The 25,038-nt window shown below is 41.9% G+C and carries 20 protein-coding genes and 3 tRNA genes; 12 read left to right on the top strand and 11 right to left on the bottom strand.

Features of this window, described 5'->3' with window-relative positions:
- Positions 1 to 7 precede the first annotated feature (7 nt).
- Together M1F03_RS17435 and M1F03_RS17430 are read left to right on the top strand one after the other, a co-directional pair.
- Positions 8 to 475, top strand: coding sequence for a hypothetical protein (locus M1F03_RS17435; protein WP_251464765.1), 468 nt, complete (start codon positions 8 to 10; stop codon positions 473 to 475).
- Between the two features lie 252 nt (positions 476 to 727).
- Positions 728 to 1,312: a 2OG-Fe(II) oxygenase gene (locus M1F03_RS17430; RefSeq protein WP_154624355.1), complete on the top strand. Its 585-nt coding sequence runs from the start codon at positions 728 to 730 to the stop codon at positions 1,310 to 1,312.
- A gap of 47 nt (positions 1,313 to 1,359) precedes the next feature.
- On the opposite strand, the gene prfH is transcribed toward M1F03_RS17430, so the two are convergent.
- The 6 genes from prfH to M1F03_RS17400 form a co-directional block, all read right to left on the bottom strand.
- On the bottom strand, positions 1,360 to 1,968 hold the full coding sequence (prfH, locus tag M1F03_RS17425) for a peptide chain release factor H (protein WP_154624356.1): 609 nt from the start codon (positions 1,966 to 1,968) through the stop codon (positions 1,360 to 1,362).
- On the bottom strand, positions 1,968 to 3,104 hold the full coding sequence (locus tag M1F03_RS17420) for an RNA ligase RtcB family protein (protein WP_251464764.1): 1,137 nt from the start codon (positions 3,102 to 3,104) through the stop codon (positions 1,968 to 1,970). Before M1F03_RS17420 ends, prfH begins: the two co-directional genes overlap by 1 nt.
- Positions 3,105 to 3,391: 287 nt before the next feature.
- The gene (locus tag M1F03_RS17415) at positions 3,392 to 5,113 is read right to left on the bottom strand and encodes an amidohydrolase (RefSeq protein WP_154624358.1); all 1,722 of its coding nucleotides are present in this window, start codon (positions 5,111 to 5,113) and stop codon (positions 3,392 to 3,394) included.
- A 191-nt stretch (positions 5,114 to 5,304) separates the two neighbouring features.
- Positions 5,305 to 6,657, bottom strand: coding sequence for an APC family permease (locus M1F03_RS17410; RefSeq protein WP_154624359.1), 1,353 nt, complete (start codon positions 6,655 to 6,657; stop codon positions 5,305 to 5,307).
- A gap of 859 nt (positions 6,658 to 7,516) precedes the next feature.
- Positions 7,517 to 8,407, bottom strand: a complete 891-nt coding sequence (gene rarD / locus M1F03_RS17405; protein WP_318840030.1) for an EamA family transporter RarD — start codon at positions 8,405 to 8,407, stop codon at positions 7,517 to 7,519.
- Positions 8,408 to 8,566: 159 nt separating this feature from the next.
- Positions 8,567 to 9,037, bottom strand: a complete 471-nt coding sequence (locus tag M1F03_RS17400) for a thioesterase family protein (RefSeq protein WP_154624518.1) — start codon at positions 9,035 to 9,037, stop codon at positions 8,567 to 8,569.
- A 156-nt stretch (positions 9,038 to 9,193) separates the two neighbouring features.
- On the opposite strand from M1F03_RS17400, the gene pldA reads away from it, so the two are divergent.
- From pldA to M1F03_RS17375, 5 genes are all read left to right on the top strand, one after another.
- Positions 9,194 to 10,087, top strand: coding sequence for a phospholipase A (pldA, locus tag M1F03_RS17395; protein ID WP_154624517.1), 894 nt, complete (start codon positions 9,194 to 9,196; stop codon positions 10,085 to 10,087).
- Positions 10,088 to 10,218: 131 nt separating this feature from the next.
- Positions 10,219 to 12,045: an ATP-dependent DNA helicase RecQ gene (gene recQ / locus M1F03_RS17390; RefSeq protein WP_251464763.1), complete on the top strand. Its 1,827-nt coding sequence runs from the start codon at positions 10,219 to 10,221 to the stop codon at positions 12,043 to 12,045.
- A 16-nt stretch (positions 12,046 to 12,061) separates the two neighbouring features.
- Complete coding sequence (pldB, locus tag M1F03_RS17385) at positions 12,062 to 13,057, top strand: lysophospholipase L2 (protein WP_154624515.1); 996 nt, start codon at positions 12,062 to 12,064, stop codon at positions 13,055 to 13,057.
- 13 nt (positions 13,058 to 13,070) lie between these two features.
- Positions 13,071 to 13,889, top strand: a complete 819-nt coding sequence (yigL, locus tag M1F03_RS17380; protein WP_154624514.1) for a sugar/pyridoxal phosphate phosphatase YigL — start codon at positions 13,071 to 13,073, stop codon at positions 13,887 to 13,889.
- A gap of 656 nt (positions 13,890 to 14,545) precedes the next feature.
- Positions 14,546 to 15,337: a tetratricopeptide repeat protein gene (locus tag M1F03_RS17375; RefSeq protein ID WP_154624513.1), complete on the top strand. Its 792-nt coding sequence runs from the start codon at positions 14,546 to 14,548 to the stop codon at positions 15,335 to 15,337.
- Between the two features lie 12 nt (positions 15,338 to 15,349).
- Here the strand turns inward: M1F03_RS17375 and M1F03_RS17370 are convergent, their stop codons facing one another.
- The 4 genes from M1F03_RS17370 to rsgA all read right to left on the bottom strand — a co-directional run bounded on the left by M1F03_RS17370 (position 15,350) and on the right by rsgA (position 21,240).
- Entirely contained in the window at positions 15,350 to 15,679 is a 330-nt protein-coding gene (locus M1F03_RS17370) for a hypothetical protein (protein ID WP_154624512.1), read from the bottom strand.
- Positions 15,680 to 15,743: 64 nt separating this feature from the next.
- Entirely contained in the window at positions 15,744 to 19,085 is a 3,342-nt protein-coding gene (gene mscM / locus M1F03_RS17365; protein WP_163863237.1) for a miniconductance mechanosensitive channel MscM, read from the bottom strand.
- Between the two features lie 33 nt (positions 19,086 to 19,118).
- Positions 19,119 to 20,030, bottom strand: a complete 912-nt coding sequence (gene asd, locus M1F03_RS17360) for an archaetidylserine decarboxylase (protein ID WP_251464762.1) — start codon at positions 20,028 to 20,030, stop codon at positions 19,119 to 19,121.
- Positions 20,031 to 20,187: 157 nt separating this feature from the next.
- Positions 20,188 to 21,240, bottom strand: a complete 1,053-nt coding sequence (rsgA, locus tag M1F03_RS17355) for a small ribosomal subunit biogenesis GTPase RsgA (RefSeq protein ID WP_163863233.1) — start codon at positions 21,238 to 21,240, stop codon at positions 20,188 to 20,190.
- 117 nt (positions 21,241 to 21,357) lie between these two features.
- Between rsgA and orn the strand changes: the two genes are divergently transcribed.
- The 5 genes from orn (at position 21,358) to M1F03_RS17330 (ending at position 23,070) form a co-directional block, all read left to right on the top strand.
- Positions 21,358 to 21,900: an oligoribonuclease gene (orn, locus tag M1F03_RS17350; protein WP_154624509.1), complete on the top strand. Its 543-nt coding sequence runs from the start codon at positions 21,358 to 21,360 to the stop codon at positions 21,898 to 21,900.
- A gap of 281 nt (positions 21,901 to 22,181) precedes the next feature.
- A complete protein-coding gene (locus tag M1F03_RS17345; RefSeq protein WP_154624508.1) occupies positions 22,182 to 22,394 on the top strand; it encodes a DUF1471 domain-containing protein in 213 nt (70 codons plus the stop codon).
- Between the two features lie 370 nt (positions 22,395 to 22,764).
- Positions 22,765 to 22,840 (top strand) — tRNA-Gly (locus M1F03_RS17340).
- A 39-nt stretch (positions 22,841 to 22,879) separates the two neighbouring features.
- A tRNA-Gly gene (locus M1F03_RS17335) sits at positions 22,880 to 22,955 on the top strand.
- A 39-nt stretch (positions 22,956 to 22,994) separates the two neighbouring features.
- A tRNA-Gly gene (locus tag M1F03_RS17330) sits at positions 22,995 to 23,070 on the top strand.
- A gap of 687 nt (positions 23,071 to 23,757) precedes the next feature.
- Here the strand turns inward: M1F03_RS17330 and queG are convergent.
- On the bottom strand, positions 23,758 to 24,915 hold the full coding sequence (gene queG, locus M1F03_RS17325) for a tRNA epoxyqueuosine(34) reductase QueG (protein ID WP_251464760.1): 1,158 nt from the start codon (positions 24,913 to 24,915) through the stop codon (positions 23,758 to 23,760).
- Positions 24,916 to 25,038: the final 123 nt, after the last annotated feature.

Here is a 25,038-nt window from a genome sequence, read left to right as displayed (position 1 = left end):
GGACGAGTTGGCTACTCAAAACCGCCTTCTTATATCCATTAAAGCCCCTAAAATCAATTTTAAGACACGAAAACTCTATCCAACCATCCAATGGGCAACGCTACAACACTCGCAGTTGGCTGTGCATGATTTTATGGATAGCGCAACGCGAGCATTGATTAAACGATTTAATCGTGAAGTAGGTGCGGGCTACCATTCACTGAAAGATAGTCAGCATCGTTTGGCTGAGATCAGTGAGCAATACTTATCTTCTCGTATTGATATGTTGACTGCTTATCAGCAGGACCTCAAATTTGTTACGGCAAAATATAAAGGTTTAAATTCATTCTTATTGAGTGAAAAGATATCGCTATTCCATAAGGGAGAGGACGCGGTAAGCTCATTGACAGGTATGACTGAGATGCATGACCGAATTGGATCATCATTGACGTTTTGCTTGGGTAAAACAGTAATTTGCACAACGGTTTCTGGCTAATTTTTTAAGCGATTAATACTCAGTGAGTAGCGATCTTTTAAGCATAGAAAGCGTTCATCATGGCCGTGATGAACGCGATAACATGATGAATATCACTCACTCATCTACCAATAGTTTTGTCATATTAAAACTCGGCTTTATGGTTAGTCACATTGATTTAAGAGTCTAATCATTAAGATTTAAGTTTTTAATTTTAAATTTTCCATTCAGTGAAGTATAAAATCATACCGAGTAACCATTCTAATATTTATCATGTCATTGAATAAGTTAATTGATTCTCTTTCTACACAAGGTTGGTATGTGTGGGATGACTTTTTGAACCTGTCAGAAATACAGGCAATTAAAAGCTGCATTCCTGAAAAACTACACGACGCTCGTATTGGTAACGGTGAATCGTTACAAGACAATAAAACGATTCGTGGTGACCAAACTATTTGGCTAGAGTCTGAAATGGGGGCACCTATTGCAGAGTATATGGCGAAAATGGACGTTATCCGCCAAGCATTAAACCAACAATGCTACATGGGGTTACGTGACTTTGAGACGCATTTTTGCCGTTACCCAAATGGCGCGTTTTATAAAAAGCATGTCGATAATTTTCAAGGCCAAGGCCGACGCAAAGTGACGACGGTGCTTTATATGAATGAGGCGTGGCAGCGCGGTGATGGTGGGGAATTGGTTGTGTATGATCATCAAGATAATAAACTGTTTCAACTTGACCCTTTAGCGGGGCGGATGATTGTGTTTATGTCTGAAGAGTTTCCTCATGAAGTTCTCCCTACCCAACAAAAGCGTGAAAGTATAGCCGGTTGGTTTTTAACCGAAAAAATACTTTAACCTTACTGACGAATGCCACCTCCTCGCGGAGGTGGGCTGTAAATGGATTAATTAATTCGTTTAAATGCTTGTCCAGAAAAGATAATATTCGCATTTCCTCTTTCTATTTGATAATGCGCATTATGTCGTTGCTTATTCAATTCCGATGCTTGCTGATCTTGGTATTCATTTAAACGCCAATAAATAAGCTGCTTAGCTAATTTCTTATTCGCATGCTGACTACGCTCAGATTGCACTTTGACACTGATCCCAGTTGCAAGATGTTTTGCTCTTACTGCTGAGCAAGTTTTATTAACATGCTGCCCACCAGGACCTTGAGCTTTTATAAATTCGAATTCAATATCACTCTCTTCAATAGCTTGAATAGGTGAAAAGCGGATCACATTAATAAACCAATTTTTCCGTTTATGGTTGGGCCTTAAGGGGCTTGGACATTGCCACTGTAGTGTACCAGACCATAACTGAGCTAGCTTTTCAGCGTCATGCCCTTCTAAAGAGACCAACGCAGATTTTAAACCGTGTTTTGATGCGACAGTGTCGAGTAGATCAACCGTCACTTGATGTTTTTTAGCTTCAACAAAAAAGCAAGCTAACGCTTTTTCAACGACAATACAGCACTCCTCGGGGCCTTGTGCAGAAGAAAATTGTAATAACATTACGCACACTCCCCACTGGTTTTGTAGGTCAGTAAGGGGCGTAAACGTGCGATAACCTCAATTAACCCTGCTCCCACCATGCTTTCAATCACGGTTTCAATCGACTTATAGGATTGTGGCGCTTCCTCATAAATCAATTGTTTATTAGCACAGATGACTCGGCTACCTAATGCAGTTCGCGCTAGCTGTAATGGGGTATAGCGATGAGACAGTCGCCCCTTACACTCCGTACGCATCCATTTGCGACCCGCACCGTGAGCCAGTGAATTTAAGCTAACCTCACGGGGATGAGGCAGAACTAAATAACTGAAATCGCCGCGTGATCCCGGAATAATGACCATGCCTTGGTCAGAAGGGGTGGCACCCTTGCGATGTAGCCAACCTTGTATACCGTTAAGAGTGCACGGCTCAACCAAATTATGATTAACATCAAGGACCATTTCCCCCTTAGCCTTGACCTGCTGCAACATACGTAAACCAATTAATTGGCGGTTTAATTCGGCAAAAGATAATGCATTTTGGTGTGCCTCTAAATAGGCTTTCGCTTCATTTGAAGACTCTTCAAGGCCATTGTGGCCATAGTTTTCAACATGCTGACGTAATATGGATTGGCCTAATCCACGAGAGCCACTGTGCACAAGCAGTAATGCACATTTTTTATTTAAACCGCTTTGGGTGATCGACTCGTCGCTAAAGATTTTGTCGATGATTTGAAATTCAGCAAAGTGATTACCGCCACCAATGGAGCCGAGTGAGGACATAAAATGATGGGATTTCATCTCATGTGGAACATGCTCATCAAGCCATTCTAAGGGAGCGCTATCCGGCATTGTGGATAACTGTTTTTCAAACTTATCCAAGTTTAACTTAGTGCTCTTGATATCGGTTTGAAATAAACGCATTCCACAACCAATATCATTACCGACCAATGCGGGATAGAAGCGCTGTGCTGAGAAAAATGCAGCACCAATTGGGTAACCACGACCCGGATGTAGATCTGGCATACCGACCACAGAAACCATGTTAGGGAGTGCCGCGGTTGTTTGTAATTGTTGGATCGCTTTGCTTTCAATCCACGTGTTTTCTGTCGCGATATAACTGACGTGTTCGCTGACAGAATGAATGATATTGCCCATAAGTCATTAACTCATTTTTAAGGAAAAAATAAGGTGATTTAGCAGGCAAGAACTGGAGAGATAGAGAGACTATTTCTGAGTACGCCCGCAAAGAGTGTGATGAATTGTTGTCATAATGTTCCTCCTTGCAGTGTGTGGGTGAGTAAAAAAACGAGCGGATAATAACGAGGGGGATAGGGGATTGCAAGCAGTTTTCACAATGGTGTTGCTGATTAAGAATGCTTTACTCTGTGTAGAACGGCTTACTGAAAGGCAGTAAGCCGTCTAAATATTAATTAAATATTAAGCTATTGTGCGACATGGACGGTCTTTCCGCCAATAATCGTACGCAATACTTTTACATTTTCGATATCATCTGCTGGGATTTTAAATACATTGCGATCAAGGACGATCATGTCTGCAAATTTCCCGACTTCTAATGAACCAATCACATCTTCTCTGTGTTGAGCATAGGCAGAATCAATGGTTGCTGAACGTAGAACTTCAGTCACGGTCATATCACGGTCATTATCCAGACGGGGTGCTGGGTTACCGTCAATGTGACGCCCGCGACGCGTGGCTGCGACTTTTAAATCATACCACTCATCAAAGTCATCAATTGGCCAGTCACTACCGAAAGCAACTACCGCGCCCGCATCGATAAACTTCGCAATCGGTTCCAATTGTTCGAAACGCTCTTCGCCTAACATCTTGCGTTCAAAGGCGGCCAGTTCAGGTGTGGGGGCTGCCCATTGAAAGGAAAGGCAAGCAATAGTGTTGAGGCGTGCAAAACGTTCATAATCTTTTGGATGTACCAATTCATTATGAGCAAGACCTGGGCGAATATCTTTTTCTGGATGCGCCGCGCGCATCTTTTCAATCGCATCCAGCACGATAGAAACGGCTCCCTCACCAACGGTATGTAAATGGGGGTCGTAACCTGCTGCTGCAATTTTTTCCATTAATTCATCCAGAATTTCAGCAGTAAAATACAAATCACCGTAGTTATCGGTTTCAACCCAGTTCGGTGCTTCGTCAGTGCCTTTATTGATACGATAAGGTTGGAGCAATGAAGCCGTCATGGTTGGGTATTGCAATACGCCATCGACAAACATTTTGATATTACGTAGACCAATCCCCGGTGCTGGCGTCCAATCAGCTTGGTGCCATTTTTTGGCAAAAGCAACGGCTTTATCCACCGCGGCCGCAACGGCTGCGACATTAGGCGTATCATCTGGTGTAATTTCTCGAGCCGCTTGAAAACGCACCGTTAGTTCGCCGCGGCGTTGGAGTTCCGCGAACGCTTCTAACTGCTGTTCGGAAACACGCGCATCCATAACGGTGGTCACGCCTTGCTGGTTGAGTACTTTTTGCACTAATTCAGCGACTTCAACCGCTTGGTCATCACGAATTGATGGAATACTATCCGCGGCACGCATCGCCGGAGCATCTTCTAAAATGCCATTTAGCTCGCCATTAGCATATTTACCGATTTTGCCATCAGGTGGCTCAGGGGTATCTTTGGTAATACCAAAGAGTTCTAATGCACGGCTATTGGCTAATAAGGTGTGGCAGTCATTGGAAAATAGGACGACCGGACGCTTTGTCTTCAGTTTATCCATGTCTTCGCGATACATATCGATGCCTGCGGGTAACATGCCTTGACGTAGCCATGCAGTGACTTTTAGCCAATCATTTTCACCTGTACGAGGATCTTTATCCAAGTGTTCTTGGACGCGCTGAAGAATTTGTTCAATAGTCAGCGATTCATAGTTGAGGTGACACCCAAATAATTGAATACCGCCCCAAAATGGGTGCATATGACCATCGATGATGCCTGGCATCATCATCTTACCTTCTAAATCGATACTTTCAGTTTTCGGCCCAACATATTGATGTAATTCATCAGAAGTACCGCTCGCGATAATATAACCATCTTGTACGGCAATGGCATCTACAACACTATCTTGTTTATCAGCAGTGTAGATATAACCGTTGAAATAAATGACATCAGCAACTTTATTATTCATTTCTATCACAGTCTTTATCAGGGGCTCGGTATAGGTAGAGCCAGAATAACAAAGGGGAAGGCATCGCTCCCCCAAGTCTACAATTATATGAATGTCACTCTAACTACTTCGAGGCACAGCTGGGTAGCAACAGTATGCGACATCTATACGTGATTCTAGTCAATACATACGTTAGCTCGAAATAGCGAGAGTTAATTGATAATCATATTCGTCTCATCGTCAGAGATTGCTGGTGGACTACGTCTGAAACCCTGTGTCAGCAATGTCAGATAAAACGCGCCTGCCGCAAGCCAGCATAGGCCAACCGTAAAGGCTTCTTTATCTAAACTTGTCCATAACCATAAGGTCAGTATGACACCAATCGACGGCATAATCAGGCAAGTGATCAGTTTTTTACCGTTTAAAGCCTCTTTACGGTCGATATAAAAGTGTTTGATAACCGACAAGTTAACAAAGGTAAACGCAATCAATGCACCAAAGCTGATCATTGACGCTACCATGCTTAACGACAGTACCAGTGAGAGTAGTGACGCGATAGCAACAAAGATAATTGAATACACCGGCGTATTCAGCCTTGGGTGCAGATAAGCAAATATAGAGCGTGGCAATACACCATCACGACCCATAGCATAGAAAATACGCACAATACTGGCTTGTGACGTCATTGCAGAGGCAAACACACCGATCACATAAGCGGTGATAAAGCTGGATGCCATCATGGCTCCACCAACTTGTTTCATGACTGCAAGGCTAGCAACATCGGTATTTGGAATAAACTCTTGCCACATAGGGTAGCTTAAGTGTGCGCTATACGAGATAACCACAAATAAGGTGCCAGCAATAAAGACGGTATAGATAATCGCTTTAGGTAGGGCGCTGCGAGCATCCTTTGTTTCTTCCGCCATTGTTGAAATGGCATCGAAACCTAAGAAGGCTAAGCAGAGAACCGCTGCTCCCGCAAATAAACCAGGAACCTGATCTGCTGCCAGCGTAATCGGCGCGAGTAGTGCTTCAGTATCTAGCACAAAGTTTGTTTTGAAACTCAGATATAAGAAGACCGCAATAAAGACAATTTGCATGGCGATGATCAGCATATTCATGGAGGAAACTAATTTTATCCCCAAAATATTCATCAAGCTGACAACGGCAATTGTCGTGCAGATAATCACTGGCATTGGAATGCTCGGGAATGCTTCATGAACGAAGATCCCAATAGCAATATAGTTAATAATTGGCAGAAATAGATAATCGAGCAATTGTGCCCAACCGACGAGGAAGCCCAGTGTACCGCCAAACGTCCTTTGCACATATGAATAGGCAGAGCCTGCTAGCGGCAGTGCACTTGTCATTCGGCAATAACTCATCGCAGTAAATAGAACAGCAGCCAATGTCACAAGATAAGCGATAGGCAAATGGCCTTCACTTAATACAGTCACTTGGCCATAGGTGGTGAAAATTCCGAGTGGCACCATATAAGCCAGCCCGAAAAAAACTAACGCAGGTGTGGTCAGTACACGTTTCATTTGAACGGTATTCTGTTGCATTTTTAAGCCCTTCCCAAAAGCCCTTAACAACTATCAACTCCATAGGCGGAGTGAACCTAAAATGCAGCTATACTCGTTAATACTTCAGTTGCAGCGTTATGTTAATAAATGGTAGCTATGTTCATTTGAACAAGCAGCATCACTTTCTATGCTATTAGCGGTGCATTCATTGATGTTTAACTGCATCTAGAATTATGTGAGTATATAACCTGAGTTATAACGCTACATTATTGTATTAAAATAAATTTTAGAGCGAACTCATATTCAATTTCAGAAAACCTCGCACCAGGACATTTGATAAATCATCTGTCATCGTGCGCACTTTAATGAAACGTCAGTGATGAATCGGACCATCACCATCCGCTGGGGTGAATACAAGCGGCGTACAATATAGATTCGATGTTCCTTTAACGCAATGATTAATTATTAAAAAAATAAATATTTTTTTAATTCAATAAGTTGGTTTGATTTTAATGTGGGTAAATAAAAGCTCATTTTGGATAAATATAATAATAGCTTGTTTGAGAATTAAATCAATGTGTCACATGCCTTTCTAAAATATTGATTTTTATTGGATTTATTGTTTGTTTGAATGAAAGTATTAGAGCCATTGCCAATGACAGATGATCATTTCTCTATTGATGTGAATAATAGGTACTATTAATCGTAAATAGGTTATTTGTAATTTATTTAGGTTGGGGAAATCATTTATCTAAATGATATAACTTTGTCGATTGTCTATATGCATAAAGTAAATTAACAAATGAAGTTCCATAAAATGAAACCCTGACCTTCTAATTAATAAATAATAAAAGGCCAGGGTTTCGATAATTGCCTTTAAATAGGCAATTTACTGAATTTATCTTCGTAATCTACGTTGTGTGTAAAGTGCATCCAAGGTAAATAAAATTAATGCAACCCAAATAAAACCAAAAGTGACTAACAATTCTGATGTCATTTGTTCACCATAGATAAATACAGCGAGTAAGAACATAATTGTTGGTCCCAAATATTGGAAAAATCCAAGTGTTGATAAACGTAAGTGGTTTGCTGCTTCAGTAAACAGTAACAAAGGCACCGTTGTAATCACACCAGCGAGGATTAATAACACATTTAAATGCCAATCATTCATTGTCATATTGCTAGTCGGACTATCCGCAAAGAATAGTAAGAAGATGATGCCGACAGGTAATAACCAGAGTGTCTCGAATGTCATGCCAATTTGAGCATCAACCCCCAGTTTTTTACGCAATAAAGCGTAAGTTGCAAAAGTGACCGCAAGGCTTAACCCAATGATCGGCACTGAACCAAATTGCCATAGTTGGATCAGCACTCCCATGAGCGCTAAACTGACGGCAATCCACTGCATGCGGCGAAAACGTTCTTGTAGAAATAGCATGCCAAACAAGACGTTGACTAAAGGGTTTATAAAATAGCCTAGGCTAGCTTGTAACATATGACCATTATTGACAGCCCAAATATAAATTAGCCAGTTGGAAGCAATGGTTACCGCAGTGACACCCAAAATCAGAATTTTTTTAGGGTGTTTTAACACTTGGCGCATATAGCTCCAATGCCTACTGGCCGTTAATAAGACCAACATAAAGAAAAATGACCAAATAATACGGTGAGTCAGTATTTCTTCTGCTGGCACCTCTTGGATGGTTTTAAAATAAATAGGTGCGACGCCCCAAATTAAATAGGCGCCCAAGGCGCATAAGACACCCTTAATGGTGTTTTGTTGGTTCATTATTGACTCTGAATTCGAATAAACGGCTAAAAGTAAGTCGATTGAGATATCGAGCCAAAGAAAATATTGGCTCGATTTATGACCTTATTAATGTGACATTGCTCGAGTTTTTTTACAAGTCATTAGTTGAGTAAGTAACTAAATTTTTACTTTTTATTTTCATCCGATTAGATAAGTCGCAGTGGCTGTAGCAATATGCTGATTACGTTCATTATGTAATTCACAGCGAGTCACGGCAATTTTATTACCGTCGCGCAGTAAACTTGCACTAGCCGTAAAAACTTCACCGCGACCAGGACGTAAATAATCAACTCGTAGATCGATGGTGCCCATTTTTGACATTTTCTCAACGATATCTTGATGGATTAATGGGGTGATACGTTGAAGAATGCGGTTAATACATACCATGCCGCCGGCAACATCTAATAGGGATGCGATCACGCCACCATGCAGGATATTTTGTGTGAAATTGCCTATCAATTCTGGACGATTATTAATGGTCAGTTGGACAAAATCATCGCTCATATGTGCTAATTCGATGCCTAAAAGGTGATTAAAAGGCATTTTATAGATAAATGCATCACTCATGAGCTTACTGGCTTCTTCTAATGTGTAAGTATGGTCATTCATCTGCTTTATTCCTTTAAAAATATGTGAACAATAAGTTACCACTATGTATAAAATATGTCTCTAGCAAATGAACGAATAATCTTTCAGCAGTTATCAGATTTTATGTGTAAAATGAGAAAAACTTTTTTTGGGAATGTACAAAATAGGAATAACAGAATGCGCATTTTTCACAAATTACTTAGTGTAGTGCTCTGTTTTTGGTCCGTATCATTATTTGCGGCAGAAAAATCGGATACGCCAAATTCGCAAGAAGTTACAGATAACAAGCCAATAAGAGGGAGTATTATTTCGGGTTTATTACAAAATTACGATAATCCTTTTGTACTTTATCCATATGAGTCTAACTACATTATTTATACTTATACTTCATCAATAAATAAGGAAGCGATACAAACCTATAATTGGGGTGATGATGCTTTACATGACGAAGTAAAATTTCAACTGAGTTTAGCTTTTCCTTTATGGAGAGGGATTGCGGGGGATAATTCCGTCTTAGCCGCATCTTATACGCAACGTTCTTGGTGGCAATTAAGTAATAAAAAAGAATCTTCACCCTTTCGTGATACTAACTATGAACCGCAAATTTTTATTGGTTGGGCGACTGACTACCAGTGGGGGGGTTGGACGTTGCGTGAATTAGAAACGGGTTTCAACCATGAGTCGAATGGCCGTTCTGAGCCGACGTCACGCAGTTGGAATCGTATTTATGCACGTGCTATGGCCCAAAATGGTAACTGGCAAGTCGATTTAAAACCTTGGTATCGCATTCACGAAAGTGAAGGAAGTGATGATAATAAAGATATCACCAAATATATGGGCTATTACCGGTTAAAAGTAGGTTATGCCTTAGGTGATAGTGTATTTACGGCAACGGGGCGTTATAACTGGAATAGTGGCTATGGTGCGGCTGAGCTAGGTTGGAGCTATCCAATCACCAAGCATGTGAGGTTCTATACCCAATTATTTAGCGGTTACGGCGAATCCATGATCGATTATGATTATCGGCAAACTCGCTTTGGTATCGGTGTGATGCTAAATGATATGCTTTAGTCGTTAGCACTTATTTGTTAGCATACGACAACCTTAATTCAAGCGATACCTTGAAAGGCTTCGGGCACTAACCCACTATTTAGACGCTGCTCTCTGACGGGCAGCTATCAGTTTGTAATTTGAGGATCCGCGTGTCTACTGCAGAAGTGATCTCCCAGTTTTCACTTGCTGAAAGTATACTCAACAGTACTTTCGGTTATCAGTCTTTCCGCCCTGGGCAGGAAGCCGTTATTCGAGCAATTTTTGACCATCGTGACTGCTTAGTACTCATGCCAACAGGGGGCGGTAAGTCTCTGTGCTATCAAGTGCCTGCTCTAGTCAAGGAGGGGGTGACGCTGGTGGTTTCCCCCTTAATTTCATTAATGAAAGATCAGGTCGATCAATTACGACTTCATGGCATTAGTGCGGCTTGTTTAAATTCTTCTCAGACCGCCCAAGAACAGCGTGAGGTCATGGATCTGTGCGCGCAAGGTGTTTTGAAATTACTGTATATCGCCCCTGAAAGATTACTGACTGACTACTTTCTAAACCAACTGGCTAATTGGAATATAAGTCTATTGGCCGTCGATGAGGCTCATTGTATTTCACAATGGGGCCATGATTTCCGTCCTGAATATCGTGCCCTTGGCCAATTGAGACAACATTTTCCCGATGTGCCAGTGATGGCATTAACAGCAACGGCAGATGAAACAACACGAGCAGATATTGTTCGCTTGCTCGATTTACATGACCCGTTGATACAAATCAGTAGCTTTGATAGACCGAATATTCGCTATACCTTAGTAGAAAAGTATAAGCCACTGGAGCAACTTTGGTTTTTTATTAAAGCCCAGAAAGGCAAGGCTGGTATCGTTTATTGTAATAGCCGTAGTAAAGTGGAAGAAACCGCCGAACGCTTACAAAAACGGGGGCTAAGTGTTGCAGCGTATCACGCGGGATTAGATAGCCAGCAACGCGAGTGGGTTCAGGATACTTTTTTAAAAGACAACTTGCAAATTGTTGTGGCAACAGTGGCATTTGGTATGGGGATCAACAAGTCGAATGTGCGTTTTGTTGCACATTTTGATATTCCTCGCAATATTGAAGCCTATTACCAAGAGACTGGACGTGCCGGACGTGATGGGGTTGAGGCGGAAGCAATCCTTTTTTATGATCCCGCTGATATGGCATGGCTACGCCGCTGTCTCGAAGAAAAACCCGCGGGTCTGCAACAAGATATTGAACGGCATAAACTAAATGCGATAGCCGCATTTGCCGAAGCACAAACTTGTCGTCGATTGGTACTACTCAATTATTTTGGCGAAAATAGGCAGTCACCGTGTGGGAATTGTGATATCTGTTTAGACCCTCCAAAACAGTATGATGGTTTAGTCGATGCACAAAAAGCGCTCTCGTGCATTTATCGTGTTGGTCAACGTTTTGGTATCGGCTATATTGTCGAAGTATTACGTGGGGCGAATAATCAGCGTATTCGGGAATTAGGCCATGACCAATTACCTGTTTACGGTATCGGAAAAGAGCAAAGCCATGAGCATTGGGTGAGTGTGATCCGCCAATTAATTCACCTTGGCATGATCACACAAAATATTACTCATTTCTCCGCATTACAACTTACTGAAGCAGCTAGGCCGATTTTACGCGGTGAATCATCACTGCAATTAGCCGTTCCTCGCGTTTTGGTAACAAAAAGCCGTAATCAGCAAAACAAAGTTTATCGGGGCAACTATGATAAGAAGTTATTTGCTAAGCTACGCAAATTACGTAAATCTATAGCCGATGAAGAAAATATCCCCCCATTTGTGGTTTTTAATGATGCAACACTGATTGAAATGGCAGAGCACTGCCCTACGTCTTCCTCAGAATTGTTGTTGATCAACGGCGTGGGAGAACGGAAGCTAGAACGCTTTGGTGATGCCTTTATGACATTGATTCGGGATCATCTTGAAGGTTACGAATGACGAAAGGATAAATATAATGACCCCTGAGAAGCTAAAAGAGAGCTGGTTAAATCGAGAAGCTCAATTTGCTGCGTTTACCAACGGGCCTCTTTTGGATTTCTGGATACAGCGAGAGGAAGCTGAATTTTTGGGGGTAGATGATGTGCCTATCCGTTACGTTCGTTTTATCAATTCTCAGCACAGTAAAGCCATTGTGATCTCTCCAGGGCGTAGTGAAAGCTATGTGAAATATCCTGAAGTTGCTTATGACTTTTATCATCTTGGCTTTGATGTCTTTATTGTGGATCATCGAGGGCAGGGACGATCAGGACGTATGCTTGCCGATCCACAAAAAGGGCACGTTGAAAAGTTCACTGATTATATCGATGATTTTGCAAAGTTTATTGAACTTGAAGTGCAATGTCGGCATTATCTCAAATGTTATGCCTTAGCCCACTCGATGGGAGGAGCGATCCTAGGAGGCTACTTATTGCGAGATAAGGTGACTTTTGATGCGGCTGCGCTTTGTGCGCCTATGATTGGGATTAATTTACCTATACCACATTGGCTAGCCAGCTTTATTGTTGATAGGGCAGAATTACACCAAAGTGTGCGTAATGAGTATGCGGTATCGACGGGTAAATGGCAGCCATTACCTTATATGATTAACGTCCTGACACACAGTCAAGAGCGCTATCGGCGTTATTTGCGTTATTATGCCGACTATCCTGACTTGCGTCTTGGAGGGCCAACTTATCATTGGCTAAAAGAAAGTTTTGCAATTGGTGATGAGTTGATTGCAAGAGCGGGAGAAATTGATGTACCACTGATGCTACTAGAAGCAAGTGAAGATAAAGTGGTCAGCAATCGAGAGCTACAGGCTTTTTGTCAAAGTCGGCAAAAAGCACAAACAGGAAGAGAAGAAAAATTACCTCTCGTGATAGAAGGGGCACACCATGAAATCCTGTTTGAAGTGGATGCACTAAGAGCGATGGCACTTAATGCAATCTGTGATTTTTTTGAGCAGTATTAGTTAGGAATGATTTATGAAATATCCTGTTGTTGCTTCTGATTTGGATGGTACGCTTTTATCTCCCAATCATGATTTAACCTCTTTTACCAAGGAAACGTTGAAACAGTTAGTCGAAACACAAGATATCCATTTTGTGTTTGCAACGGGCCGTCATCATGTGGATGTTGCACAAATTAGAGATGGTTTAGGTATTGATGCTTATATGATCACCTCCAATGGTGCTCGAGTTCACAATACAAAGGGCGAACTGATTTTTAAACATAATGTTGATCCTGACATTGCACATGAATTGTGCTTGATGGACTTCGATAATCCTGATCTTGTGACTAACTATTACAGTGGTGATGACTGGTTTATTAACCGCGAAAGCCCTGAACAAAAAGAGTTTTTCAAAGAATCCGTGTTTCAATATACCTTATTTGAGCGCGATAACTTTGATACTTCTGACGTGTGTAAAGTCTATTACACGAGTGAAGATCACGACCTGTTAGTCGATTTACAAAATCGGATCCGTGAGCGTTGGCAAGACCGCGTCAATGTGACATTTTCATTACGTAGTTGCCTTGAAGTGATGGCTGGAGTGGTCTCTAAAGGTGAAGCGTTGCAACAAGTTGCAGCGTTGCAGGGCTATCAAGTTCATGATTGTATCGCCTTTGGTGATGGGATGAACGATAAAGAAATGCTGACCTTATCAGGTAAAGGCTGCATTATGGAAAATGCTCATCAAATGCTCAAAGATGAATTACCACAACTTGAAATTATTGGCTCTAATGCAGATGATGCGGTAGCAAACTACCTGAGAAAACTGTATCTCACTCATCCTGTTGGTTAACTGACAACACGAAAAAGAGATTATTCCAAATTAGAGGCAAATTATACTGCCTCTAATTATTTATACTCGATATTGGCGTTAACATAGTCAATAGCATCACGGATAAATATTCCTTTATTAAATCGGATTTATATAAAAACATAAAAATAGATTTTATTTTTATTTGAGAAAAATAAAAGAAGGAAGTGTTGTGAGTACGGAAAGCTGGGTCACGCTATTGCAACAGCCCGTGGCCATAGTCAGTCATTCAATACGATTCATGGAATAATCACGCAGAAAATAAATGCGTTATTGCAATAGCGGTTGCATAAAATAAGGGGACGGGTAGAGATACATCGCTTAATACTGTCTTACTGAATGGGTGAGGTTAAACCATACTCATTGATGCGCACTATAAATAATTCTGTCTTATTTTTTTAGAGAACAGTCTGTTTTTATTTGACTTGGTCAGGAAATACCTCAGTTTCTATAATAAAAGTAAAAAATGTGCTAAATCAGTAATAAACTCAATTTTCCTATTCTTTCTGTATGAAAGTCGCATTAAACTATGACGAGTCGGCTGTGAGTTTAGGCTATAGTCAAACCGCAGCCTGCCGATAATAATGGATCACACTGTTTTCTCAGTCGGTATTTTGCACTGTTGAGGGTTGTTTAGGATGAAAAAAATTGCGTTAGCGCTCTTATTAGGTTCTGTTTGCTATAGTTCACTGTTACTTGCCACGCCGTCGACAAAATCGGCACCTCCTCAACAGACCATAGAGCAAATTACGCAGTTAGCACAAAAAGGTGATCCAACAGCGCAATACCTTCTTGGTCAGCGCTATTTTAAAGGCAATGGCGTTTCTCAGGACTCAAAAATTGCAGCGGAATGGTTTATTAAAGCAGGTGACCGAGGTAATTCTGATGCACAATTCCAATTAGGTACGATGTATGTGAATGGTTTCGGTGTGCGTCGAGACTACGATAAGGCGATGCTTTGGTATCAACAAGCCGCTAAACAAAATGACACCCGTGCAGAAACCAACATGGCGATGATGTATGCACAAGGGCTTGGTGTCGCACAAGATCTCGAAAAAGCAGCTTATTGGTTTAGGAAAGCAGCGCAAGGTGGCAATGTCATTGCGCAATTCCACATCGGCCAAATGTATTCAATTGGTAGCGGTGTTGATCAGGATAATGAAAAAGCCGTGTTTTGGTTCCGTAAAGCAGCTAAACAGCGTGATGCAAAAGCGCAAGATCGTTTAGGTGTCATGTATTCAGAAGGGAAAGGCGTCAAGAAAAACCTGCAACAGGCTTATGCTTGGCTGGCAACCGCAGTTTATAGTGGTAATAAAGAGAGCCAGAAATTGCAAAATAAAATTGCCGAGCAATTAAATGAAAATGACTTAAAACAAGCACAGCAACTCGCTGAGAATTATATTCAATCCTATGGATCTAAGGCGAGCTGACGAACAGTAAACTCAGTGGGATATGATCCGATATCCCACCATGATAATGATCGATAGCACGAGATAGGCCCAACTCATACGATAAAACCGATTATATCCCCAGCCTCTACGTACATTTAACTGTAACGCTTTGGTTGATAATTTACTCACCAACATGCGATAAGCCACAATATAGAGTAGGGAAAGCGCTTGCCATAAATAGAGTATATAGACGGCAAATGATTTTCCGACGACTAACAAGATAATCAATGGGATCAGGAAAAAGAGGATCGAGCCAACTTTATCAAATTGAGTGACTCGTAATAAAACCTGCTCATCTTGTGGATCAATAGGTGCTTTCATTTCACTACCTTAAAAATTAGTATCATGGTCAATAACCTAAGTTATTGACCATTAAGTTCTGCGGTTATAGCTCTCCTGATTTACGTGGAGGATTGCGACCTGCAAGATTATTCGTTGCACTTTGTAATGCATTATCACGTATATCCACGCGTGCTTGGAATGGAGGGAATGGCAAGGTAATTCCTTGTTCTGCAAATGCCGCCAATATATTTTGATGGATTTCGTGCCGTGCTGGTAAGCGGTGCCCCATTTCGCCAGCATAGACGCGTAATTCGAAAATCTGAATACCCTGTTGTAAATCGACCAAATAAACTTCAGGATTCGGGTTATCCAATATCATGCTCGAACGTTCAGCCGCGCTGAGAATGATGGAGGTGACTTGCTGGCTGTCTGCATCCGCAGGAGCAGGGATAGTCATAACAATACGTGTGATGGTGTCAGAGAGAGACCAGTTGATAAACTGCTCTGTAATAAAGGCCTTATTGGGCACAATAATTTCTTTTCTATCCCAATCAGTCAGGGTGGTCGCACGGGTGTTAATCTTAGTAATACTACCCGTTAAATTGCGTATGGTGACGGTATCACCAATTCGGATAGGTTTTTCAAACAAGATCATTAGACCGGAAATGATATTGGCAAAGATCTCTTGTAAACCAAAGCCTAACCCAACCCCCATGGCGGCGACTAACCACTGTAATTTCGACCAATCGATCCCCAACATAGAGAAACCAACAATGGTGCCTATGATAGTGAGTGAGTACTTCGTCAGTGTGGTTATGGCATAACCCGTGCCAGGGGTTAAATCTAAATGCTGTAACACCGCTAACTCAAGCAATGCAGGTAAATTTCTGACTAATTGCGTGGTGACAATGATGATCAAGATGGCGATAAAAATCGATCCCATCGTGATTGGTTGCACAGTATCAACACCATTAATGGTAGAGGTGACATCCCACAAGCGAATATTTTCAAGGAACGAAAATGCAGTGTGCAGCTCAGACCATAGCCAAATCAGAGAGACTAAGGCAATCATCGTAAGTATCGAACGTACTAAGCCGACGGATTGTGCGCTGATCGCATCAAGGTCAATCACTTGCTCATCAATATCAATACTACCTTCTCCACTGGCGTTTGGCTGTTGTGAGTCATCCTCTCCTTTTGCCCGCTGGGCTAAGATGTCTGCACGACGCTGTTTGGCGCGTTCAAAGGCGAGTTTACGACGCTGAATTGACATCCAACGGCGGATAGTATGATAGATAATTAATAACACAAACCAGATGGCAACCGAGGTTTCTAAACGACCGAGTAGGGCTTGAGAAGTTGAAAAATACCCTAACAGAGAGAAAAAGGCAGCGACGACTGGTGCACCGAGTAGCATCCACCATAATGCCTTGTTGATGAGATTATCGCCTGAGCCATGTCTATCAAGGTAGAGTGGAACGTGTGTGCGACGCAAGTTATTGGTCATTAAACTCAATGCAAAGCATAGTAACAAGAAACAGAAGCGACCAATGGTTGAGGCGAATTCTCTGTCACTGTAATACTCAAAAGTAATCAGCGCCATCATCAAGGGGACAATAACGAAAATAGCGAGGCGATAGTAACGCATCGCACGTTTTACGGCATCTTTATCCCAGCCGAAGTGTGCAATAAATAACCCTGTGGGGCGAGAGAAGGTTTCACTGATCATAAACAGCCATAGCACCGGCGTCGTCGCGCTGACGCCATAACCTATCGCCGCCGCCATCGGGTATTGCCATGCACTTTGTAACCCGTAGCCAATGGCGGACCACATCATCGGGAGTGGTAGCGCCACAATGATAGACCAAAAAATGGTTCGTACAGTGAGGTAAAAATGGTCTTGGGTGACTTTACCAATACGTAAGCTAGCGCGATCAAGAAAATCCTGATAATGCTTACGAGTGCTAATACTGAAGATAACTAAAATGATTGAGCCGAGCAGATACAAAAAAGTATCTTGGGTCGTCAGCATCACCTTTAAGGCACCGGTCAGTTGCGATAAGGTGTCTAAAGAGAGCAACTGGGTAATATCAGTGATCAGTAAGACAGGATAGTGGAGCGTTACTGGCGGTGCGTCAGCGACCCAAAACAGATAACGGTGTGAGGCATCTTTTACATCTTTCAATGCATCGGTGAGCTGGCTAGTGGCTACGTTTAATTTCGTTAGCTCAAGCATTTCAGTATCAAAGCCTGAAATCAGTGCCGTGAGCAGCTCTTTACGCGTTTTGATCAGCGATGAATAAACTTGTGCTTGTGCTGGGCTTAAATTATTTTCAGTTTCTTGTGTGGCAGTATCCAGCTTGGATAGCCGATCAAGCATGTCTTCATAGTTTAGCCTTTGCACACGTAAGTCAGCCATATCACGGTTAAGCTGTTGGCTTTTAGGGATCTCAGGTAGGCGTGATAGCTGAGTGCGTAAGGCTTCTCCTAACGTACTTGAACCATCAAGCCATTGTGCTTGTTCACGAATAGTGGTGAGTGCTTGGCGTGCATCTTGGATACCCGAGGAAATTTCTGCTTGGCTAGTACTGATATTGTTCATGCGAACCGCTTGGTCAGTTAGCTCTTGTGACAATTTGCGATTAATATCAATTTGTTCTTTTAGAAAAGGGGTCAGCTCGCCTTGCTCAGCCAGCATTTCAGTATGCTCAAGGGCTAATACGGCTTTTTGCTGACGTAACGTGTTTTGCACTTCACGCAATTTTTGCAGTTCAAGTTCTAGCCGGTTATAGCGTTTTTTATTGATCTCTAATGTGACACGGGAAATCTCTTGGCGGTTATTGGCTGATAACTGTGCCATTTCCAATTCATTAACTTCGGATTTGCGAGCACTTACTTCTGCTTGAGCAAGGATTGACTGCGCTTCCGCTAATGGTGTCGAGGGCGTACTTAGCGATTGTAAACGAAAAGCCGCTTCAGAAAGCAAGCGTCGTGACTCTGACAACTGCTTGGGAAGCGCACTGAGTGACTCACTAATCTCACGTCCTTTATCTTGTTCTTGCTGAGTTTTTCTTCCTTGTTCAAGTAGTTGGCTACTGACTTGAATAATTTGTTGTTCAAGCTCAGACAAACTGATATTGGCAGGGATAGCCGGTGGCTCATCACTTTCATTGAGTAATTCTTGCCTTAACCCTTTAATAATTTTAGGGAAATTATCAATGGCGTCTTGGTAAGACTTGGCTCTAGCATCCGCTTCATTGGCTTCACTGATCCAGTTGAGAGCGCCTTGTAAAGCTTGCGCTATCTCCGCATCTTTGGGATTTTTGCTCGGATCTAGTTGAGACAGCTCCTGCTTAATCTGTGCTTCATTTAGCGTGGTATTAGGAGCCCCAGCCGCAGAAAAGGCGATTAGCAGGCTGAAAAAAAAACTGATAATCAAGCGCACAGTCGGGAGCTCCTTCAAATCATTAATTGAGTATTACTGAGTTTCTGTTTGTTCAGCGGTAGCCGCCGCTAAAGTGTCATTTGTGATCGTTTCAGCTAATAGCTCACCCATACGGGTAGCATAACCTGGGATCAGTGAAGAATTGAAACGGATTGTATTAGCCTCGAACAGGTTGATAACGGTTGAGCCAAGTTTGAAACGACCCATTTCCTCGCCTTTTTTCAGGAATACCGCATTTTCAGTTAATTGGTCTGGATAAGTCCAACGCTGAATAATACCTTGGCGTTGATCATTAACGCAGCCACTCCAGACGGTTTCAATACTACCGACAATTGTTGCACCAACTAAAATTTGTACCATCAGACCTATCTCGGTTTTAAACACACAAATCAGGCGCTCATTACGTGCAAATAAATTCGGTACATTGGCGGCAGTGAGTGGGTTCACAGAGAAAAGATCCCCAGGAACATAAATCATTTCGGTTAATAAACCATCACAAGGCATATGAACACGGTGATAATCACTTGGAGATAAGTAAGTGGTAATAAAGTCGCCGTGACGAAATTTTTCTGCCAACTGATAGTTACCCGCCAGTAAAGCTTCCACCGTATAATTGTGACCTTTGGCTTGGAAAATGTGACCGTCTTGAATTGGGCCTAATTGGCTGACAGCGCCATCAGCAGGTTGGGCTAATTGATGTTGACCTTCAACCAATGGGCGAACTTCGTCTTTCAATGGCCGTACAAAAAAATCATTAAACGTGGCATAAGCGGTGAATTCGCTTTTTTGTGCTTCACTCATATCCACTTTATAGGCTTTAGCAAATAGTTTTATGGCCCACTGAGTGATAAAGCCAGCTTGCTTGTTGGCAAACCAGCCCGCAAGTTGTGTAAGACCTTGTTTTGGTAATAAATATTGTAAACGTATTTTAATCTTATCTAGCACGTTAACCTCAAATTCGAAAAGGCCAGTTAGCAAAAAGGCGTTATTGTACCTTTGCTTTTTTAAATAGGCTATTTTGTTTCGATGGGCTTAAAAATCTTTACCTTTAGCCTGTGCGTCCATAAAAAAATGTAAGCACACACTTACGTTTTAAGCCGGTTTATTTCTCTTTCCCCGTGAAATTACCACGCGGTTTCACTTGCTCCATGCTTTCTAAAATACGGTGGTAATTTTCAAAGCGTGATTCCGCGATTTTCCCATCTTCTGTTGCTTCACGCAGTAGGCAGCCGGGATCATCCAAATGTTTACAATCTCGGAACTTACAGCCACCTAAATAATCTTTAAATTCGACAAATCCTTTGGTGACTTGTTCCGTTGAAAGGTGCCATAAGCCAAACTCACGCACGCCCGGAGAGTCGATAACGTCACCTCCATGAGGGAAGTGATACAAGCGCGCCGTTGTTGTCGTGTGTTGACCCAAACCCGAGGTGTCAGACACTTCATTTACTAAAATAGCTTCCTCATTATGTGGTAATAATGCATTCAGTAAACTGGATTTACCCACGCCGGACTGCCCCACAAAGACCGATATTTTGCCTTCTAATAAGTTAGTGAGCGCTTCCATTCCTTCGTTGGTATGACTGGATACCTCGAGGACTTGGTAGCCAATATCGCGATAAATCGTCATCAGCTCACTGACCCATTCGCGGTTCTCTTGGTCTAACAGGTCAATTTTATTCAGAACAATAATTGGTTGAATACCAACGGTTTCACAAGCCACTAAATAGCGGTCAATAATATTGAGAGAAAGTTCCGGTAGGATTGCCGAAACCACCACGATTTGGTCAATATTCGCAGCAATGGGTTTCAGCCCGTCATAATAGTCAGGTCGTGTTAAGACTGAGCGGCGCTCATGAACCGCTTCGACAATGCCGTTCACCTTGTTATCTGTTTGCGTATTCAGTGCCGGGCGCCAAACAACACGGTCGCCAGTCACAAGAGACGAGATAGTGCGGCGCAAGTTACAACGCTGCAATGTACCGTCATTGGCTTCAATATCAGCATGTTGTCCAAACCGGCTGATAACTAGCCCTTCTTGTGCCTCTCCTAGTTGACTATCATCAATTTCAGTGACATTTTGTTTTTTCAGTCTTTTTTGATGATTTGCCTGCACGCGGCGCTGCTGGCCTTTTGACAATTTCTGCTTAGCCACCTGACCTCTCTTGATATTGTTGGCTGAGTTTTTTTGTTTGCTTCATTGAGTGGATCGCGTCGATACCTCAAACGCGCTATCATACACGAATTCCACCGGATCAAGTTAGGGTATATGATGCAAAAGAATGAGAATAATTTAATCTGGATCGATTTAGAAATGACCGGTCTCGATCCTGAGCGTGACCGTATTATCGAAATCGCGACTATTGTTACGGACAGTCAACTTAATATTTTAGCACAAGGTCCTGTCATTGCGATTCATCAAACACAAGCGCAATTGGATTTGATGGACGAATGGAATGTCAATACGCATACAGGAAGTGGATTAGTTGAACGTGTTAAAAGCAGTACGTTCAGTGAACATGACGCTGAATTAGCGACGATTGCTTTCTTAGAGCAGTGGGTGCCAAAAGGCGCTTCACCAATTTGTGGTAATAGTGTTGGTCAGGATCGTCGTTTTTTATTTCGCTATATGCCTGAATTAGAAAGTTATTTCCATTATCGCTACCTTGATGTCAGCACATTAAAAGAGCTAGCTCGTCGTTGGAAACCGGAAATACTGGGGGGATTTACGAAAAAAGGTACCCATCAAGCATTAGATGATATTCGTGAATCCATTGCTGAATTAGCCTATTACCGCGAAACTTTTATTAAATAAAGCCGATTAGACCAGGCGACTAAAAATAGATGGGCCACCGATAAGTGGCCTATTTATGTTAGTAACTGACCTTCTTTAACTCCTCGTTATTGTTGACGTATTCATGACTTATTTTCCTAATAGGATGAAGTGCTGATCTCGCTATTTTTATTCAAAAAAATTGATAAATAAAGCCAAATTTAGTTGCTTTTATTTGCGGTAACTTAAGGTTAAATTAATGGCATAGCAGATAACAAGGGTTATCAAGTCAATTTTAACGATAAAATTAAAGGATAAAAATTATGAACATGATTAAAACATTAACAACAGCTTCATTGTTATCTTTAGTGGCTTTCGGCGCTTCAGCTCAAACGGTTACAGCAACGGGTGACACGCTAGCTTCTACCGAAGCTATGATTGCTCAGAAAGCAAAAGAGGCGGGTGCGGACAGCTACAAAATTACCAGTGCGCGTGTTGGTAATTTCGTGACAATGAGTGCAGATCTCAATAAATAAGCTCTGTTGCTAAGTCGAGTTAACGGAATGCCTATTGAAGGCACTCCGTTGCTTGCGATATTAACTGCTTACCGCTATTTATCTCATCTCTCTTTATCATCAAATGGCTGTCAACATGTCTGTTAGCGTGCTTTATTGTTGAGTGCGTTATGCGGAATAACACAAAAGTAAAAAAGTGTTAACCGATTGAAATCAGAAGGTTACTTTCATCGTTGATAAAATCATCACAATGCCCAATTTATCAGCAAACGAACAAAAAAATGAAAAATTTGTGACAAGGGACTTGCCTGCCGTGCAATTTCTCGTATAATGCGCTCCCCGTACCGATGAAGATTTTTATCTGTACGGTAAAGCAAAAAGATGCAGTTTTGCGGGAATAGCTCAGTTGGTAGAGCACGACCTTGCCAAGGTCGGGGTCGCGAGTTCGAGTCTCGTTTCCCGCTCCAAACTCTCTTAATGTTTTGCTAAAACACTATTTTCGGTCTGCGGGAATAGCTCAGTTGGTAGAGCACGACCTTGCCAAGGTCGGGGTCGCGAGTTCGAGTCTCGTTTCCCGCTCCAATCTCTCTTAGTGTTTTAGTTGCAGTACTCACACCAAATGCGGGAATAGCTCAGTTGGTAGAGCACGACCTTGCCAAGGTCGGGGTCGCGAGTTCGAGTCTCGTTTCCCGCTCCAAAATTCACTGTATTTTCGACGCCATCCACACTCATTTTAAAGCCACAGATCGCTTACCTAAGCAAAAACCGTTATTTATCGATATTGAATATCATGAACGATATGGCGATTATTCTTTTAAGCCTAAGCGAAAGGCGCTATCTTGATACGGTTCGGGATCTTTTTAGGATCTTGGGGATTTTTCTGCTTGCATTCATTAGGTTGCCGCCATAGAATAGCCACCCCTTACTGATTGGGGAAATAAATTATTATTTCAAATGTTATAGTTTTGGTTGCGTAGTATACAAAAGATCTATTTTTTGCCGTTTTAGTTAATTTTATTGTTCCAATCTTACATTTTTATAACTTTACTTCTGTTGTGAGTAGCAAAAAGTCGCTTTATTTTAGTTTCCTGCCGTGAATAAGTTATCCACAATCTATTATCGAAACAAAGTCGCTTATAAGTCTCTGTAATACTTTATTACACAGAGTTATCCACAGGATGTGTCTGTGAGTATTTTTACATAATTGAAAAAATAATTTCCAAGAGTTATTAATTATCTTATTGAATTTAAAGTATAAAAAAAATTGCTGAAAATGTGGGTGTCATAACTTGCAAATCCTTTAACCATTGTCAGTTAAGCAATTTTTTATTTTATTCACACGAGGTTGACTTTTGTCTATTTAGGATATAATGACGTATTATTTTTAAGCGTCTCTAGGCAAACCTTTAGATATGGCACGTACAAGGCGTTTCTGTTGTGAAGTTTGAATAGTCACTTGGTTTTCTTCTCTACGATTCAATTGTTGTTGTATCGCCCATTGGACATGTTCATCTAGCATTTCCCCCATGCCTAAGCGGGAACGTAAAGCGATGACGATATTGTCTTGATAAGGCGCATTTCCCAATGCCACACTGATGTTTCTTAGCCATTTCAGGTAACCAATTCGGCGAATTGCAGAGCCTTCAGTGACTTTTAAAAAAGTGGCTTCATCCCAACTAAAGAGATCGAGAAGCTCCGGTGTGTGTAGCACCCGTCTTGGGCTGAAATCCTCTTCGTCAGTTAATTGAGAAAAACGATTCCAAGGACAAATTAATTGGCAATCATCACAACCGTAGATACGGTTTCCCATTAGGGGGCGAAACGCTTCTGGGATTGGGCCGTCCAGTTCAATTGTGAGGTAAGAAATACAGCGGCGAGCATCCACAACGTATGGTTCAACAATTGCCCCCGTCGGACAAGTTGTCATACAGGCAACACAACGGCCACATTGCTCCTCAACGGGCTGATCGATAGGAAGGGGTAAGTTGACCAGCAATTCACCGAGAAAAAACCAGGATCCAGCTTCACGATTGAGGATCAACGAATGTTTACCCGTCCAGCCCAAACCGGCTTTGACGGCGAGTGGACGTTCTAAGATGGGAGCAGAATCAACAAAAGGGCGAAAATTGAGTTCTTCTGAACAGGTGTGTTCTCGACAATAGGCTAAAATACGGTCACTCAGCATTTTTAAGCGTTTTTTAAGTAGCTTGTGATAATCTCTACCTAAGGCATAACGGCTAATATACCCCAGTTTAGGGTCATTGAGAGTGCTCGCAAAAGCGGCTTTTGCAGGAAGGTAATTCATACGTACACTAATGACGCGCAATGTGCCAGGGTGTAACTCATGTGGCCTTGCTCGCATCATTCCATGGCGTTCCATCCACGCCATATCGCCATGATACTGTTTATCCAGCCATGCCTGCAATTTTGGTTCTTCTAACGAAAGGTCAGTGTCACAAATACCGACTTGCTGGAAGCCAATTTCTACTCCCCATTGCTTGATATTTTGAGCGAGAAGGTTGAGATCAAGAAGTGTTGCCATGAGATTTTATCGTGATACTAGGCTCTATACCTTGCTAAGCGTTATTGACGTTTGGTGGTCTGTTTGTCTGTGAATGCATCTTATTTGAGTGAGACCCCAAATACCGTGTTCAGTCATCTAAGC

This window comes from Providencia sp. PROV080, assembly GCF_033688105.1.
GTDB classification, from domain to species: domain Bacteria; phylum Pseudomonadota; class Gammaproteobacteria; order Enterobacterales; family Enterobacteriaceae; genus Providencia; species Providencia zhejiangensis.
The sequence above is the reverse complement of the archived record's forward strand: the minus strand, read 5'-3'. Positions and strand labels throughout refer to the sequence as shown.

Excerpts from the sequence above, each read along its gene's own strand:
- M1F03_RS17430 (WP_154624355.1), top strand. The coding sequence starts at position 728 with ATGTCATTGAATAAGTTAATTGATTCTCTTTCTACACAAGGTTGGTAT.
- prfH (WP_154624356.1), bottom strand. The coding sequence starts at position 1,968 with ATGTTATTACAATTTTCTTCTGCACAAGGCCCCGAGGAGTGCTGTATT.
- M1F03_RS17420 (WP_251464764.1), bottom strand. The coding sequence starts at position 3,104 with ATGGGCAATATCATTCATTCTGTCAGCGAACACGTCAGTTATATCGCG.
- M1F03_RS17415 (WP_154624358.1), bottom strand. The coding sequence starts at position 5,113 with ATGAATAATAAAGTTGCTGATGTCATTTATTTCAACGGTTATATCTAC.
- M1F03_RS17410 (WP_154624359.1), bottom strand. The coding sequence starts at position 6,657 with ATGCAACAGAATACCGTTCAAATGAAACGTGTACTGACCACACCTGCG.
- rarD (WP_318840030.1), bottom strand. The coding sequence starts at position 8,407 with ATGAACCAACAAAACACCATTAAGGGTGTCTTATGCGCCTTGGGCGCC.
- M1F03_RS17400 (WP_154624518.1), bottom strand. The coding sequence starts at position 9,037 with ATGAATGACCATACTTACACATTAGAAGAAGCCAGTAAGCTCATGAGT.
- pldA (WP_154624517.1), top strand. The coding sequence starts at position 9,194 with ATGCGCATTTTTCACAAATTACTTAGTGTAGTGCTCTGTTTTTGGTCC.
- pldB (WP_154624515.1), top strand. The coding sequence starts at position 12,062 with ATGACCCCTGAGAAGCTAAAAGAGAGCTGGTTAAATCGAGAAGCTCAA.
- yigL (WP_154624514.1), top strand. The coding sequence starts at position 13,071 with ATGAAATATCCTGTTGTTGCTTCTGATTTGGATGGTACGCTTTTATCT.
- M1F03_RS17375 (WP_154624513.1), top strand. The coding sequence starts at position 14,546 with ATGAAAAAAATTGCGTTAGCGCTCTTATTAGGTTCTGTTTGCTATAGT.
- M1F03_RS17370 (WP_154624512.1), bottom strand. The coding sequence starts at position 15,679 with ATGAAAGCACCTATTGATCCACAAGATGAGCAGGTTTTATTACGAGTC.
- orn (WP_154624509.1), top strand. The coding sequence starts at position 21,358 with ATGCAAAAGAATGAGAATAATTTAATCTGGATCGATTTAGAAATGACC.
- M1F03_RS17345 (WP_154624508.1), top strand. The coding sequence starts at position 22,182 with ATGAACATGATTAAAACATTAACAACAGCTTCATTGTTATCTTTAGTG.
- queG (WP_251464760.1), bottom strand. The coding sequence starts at position 24,915 with ATGGCAACACTTCTTGATCTCAACCTTCTCGCTCAAAATATCAAGCAA.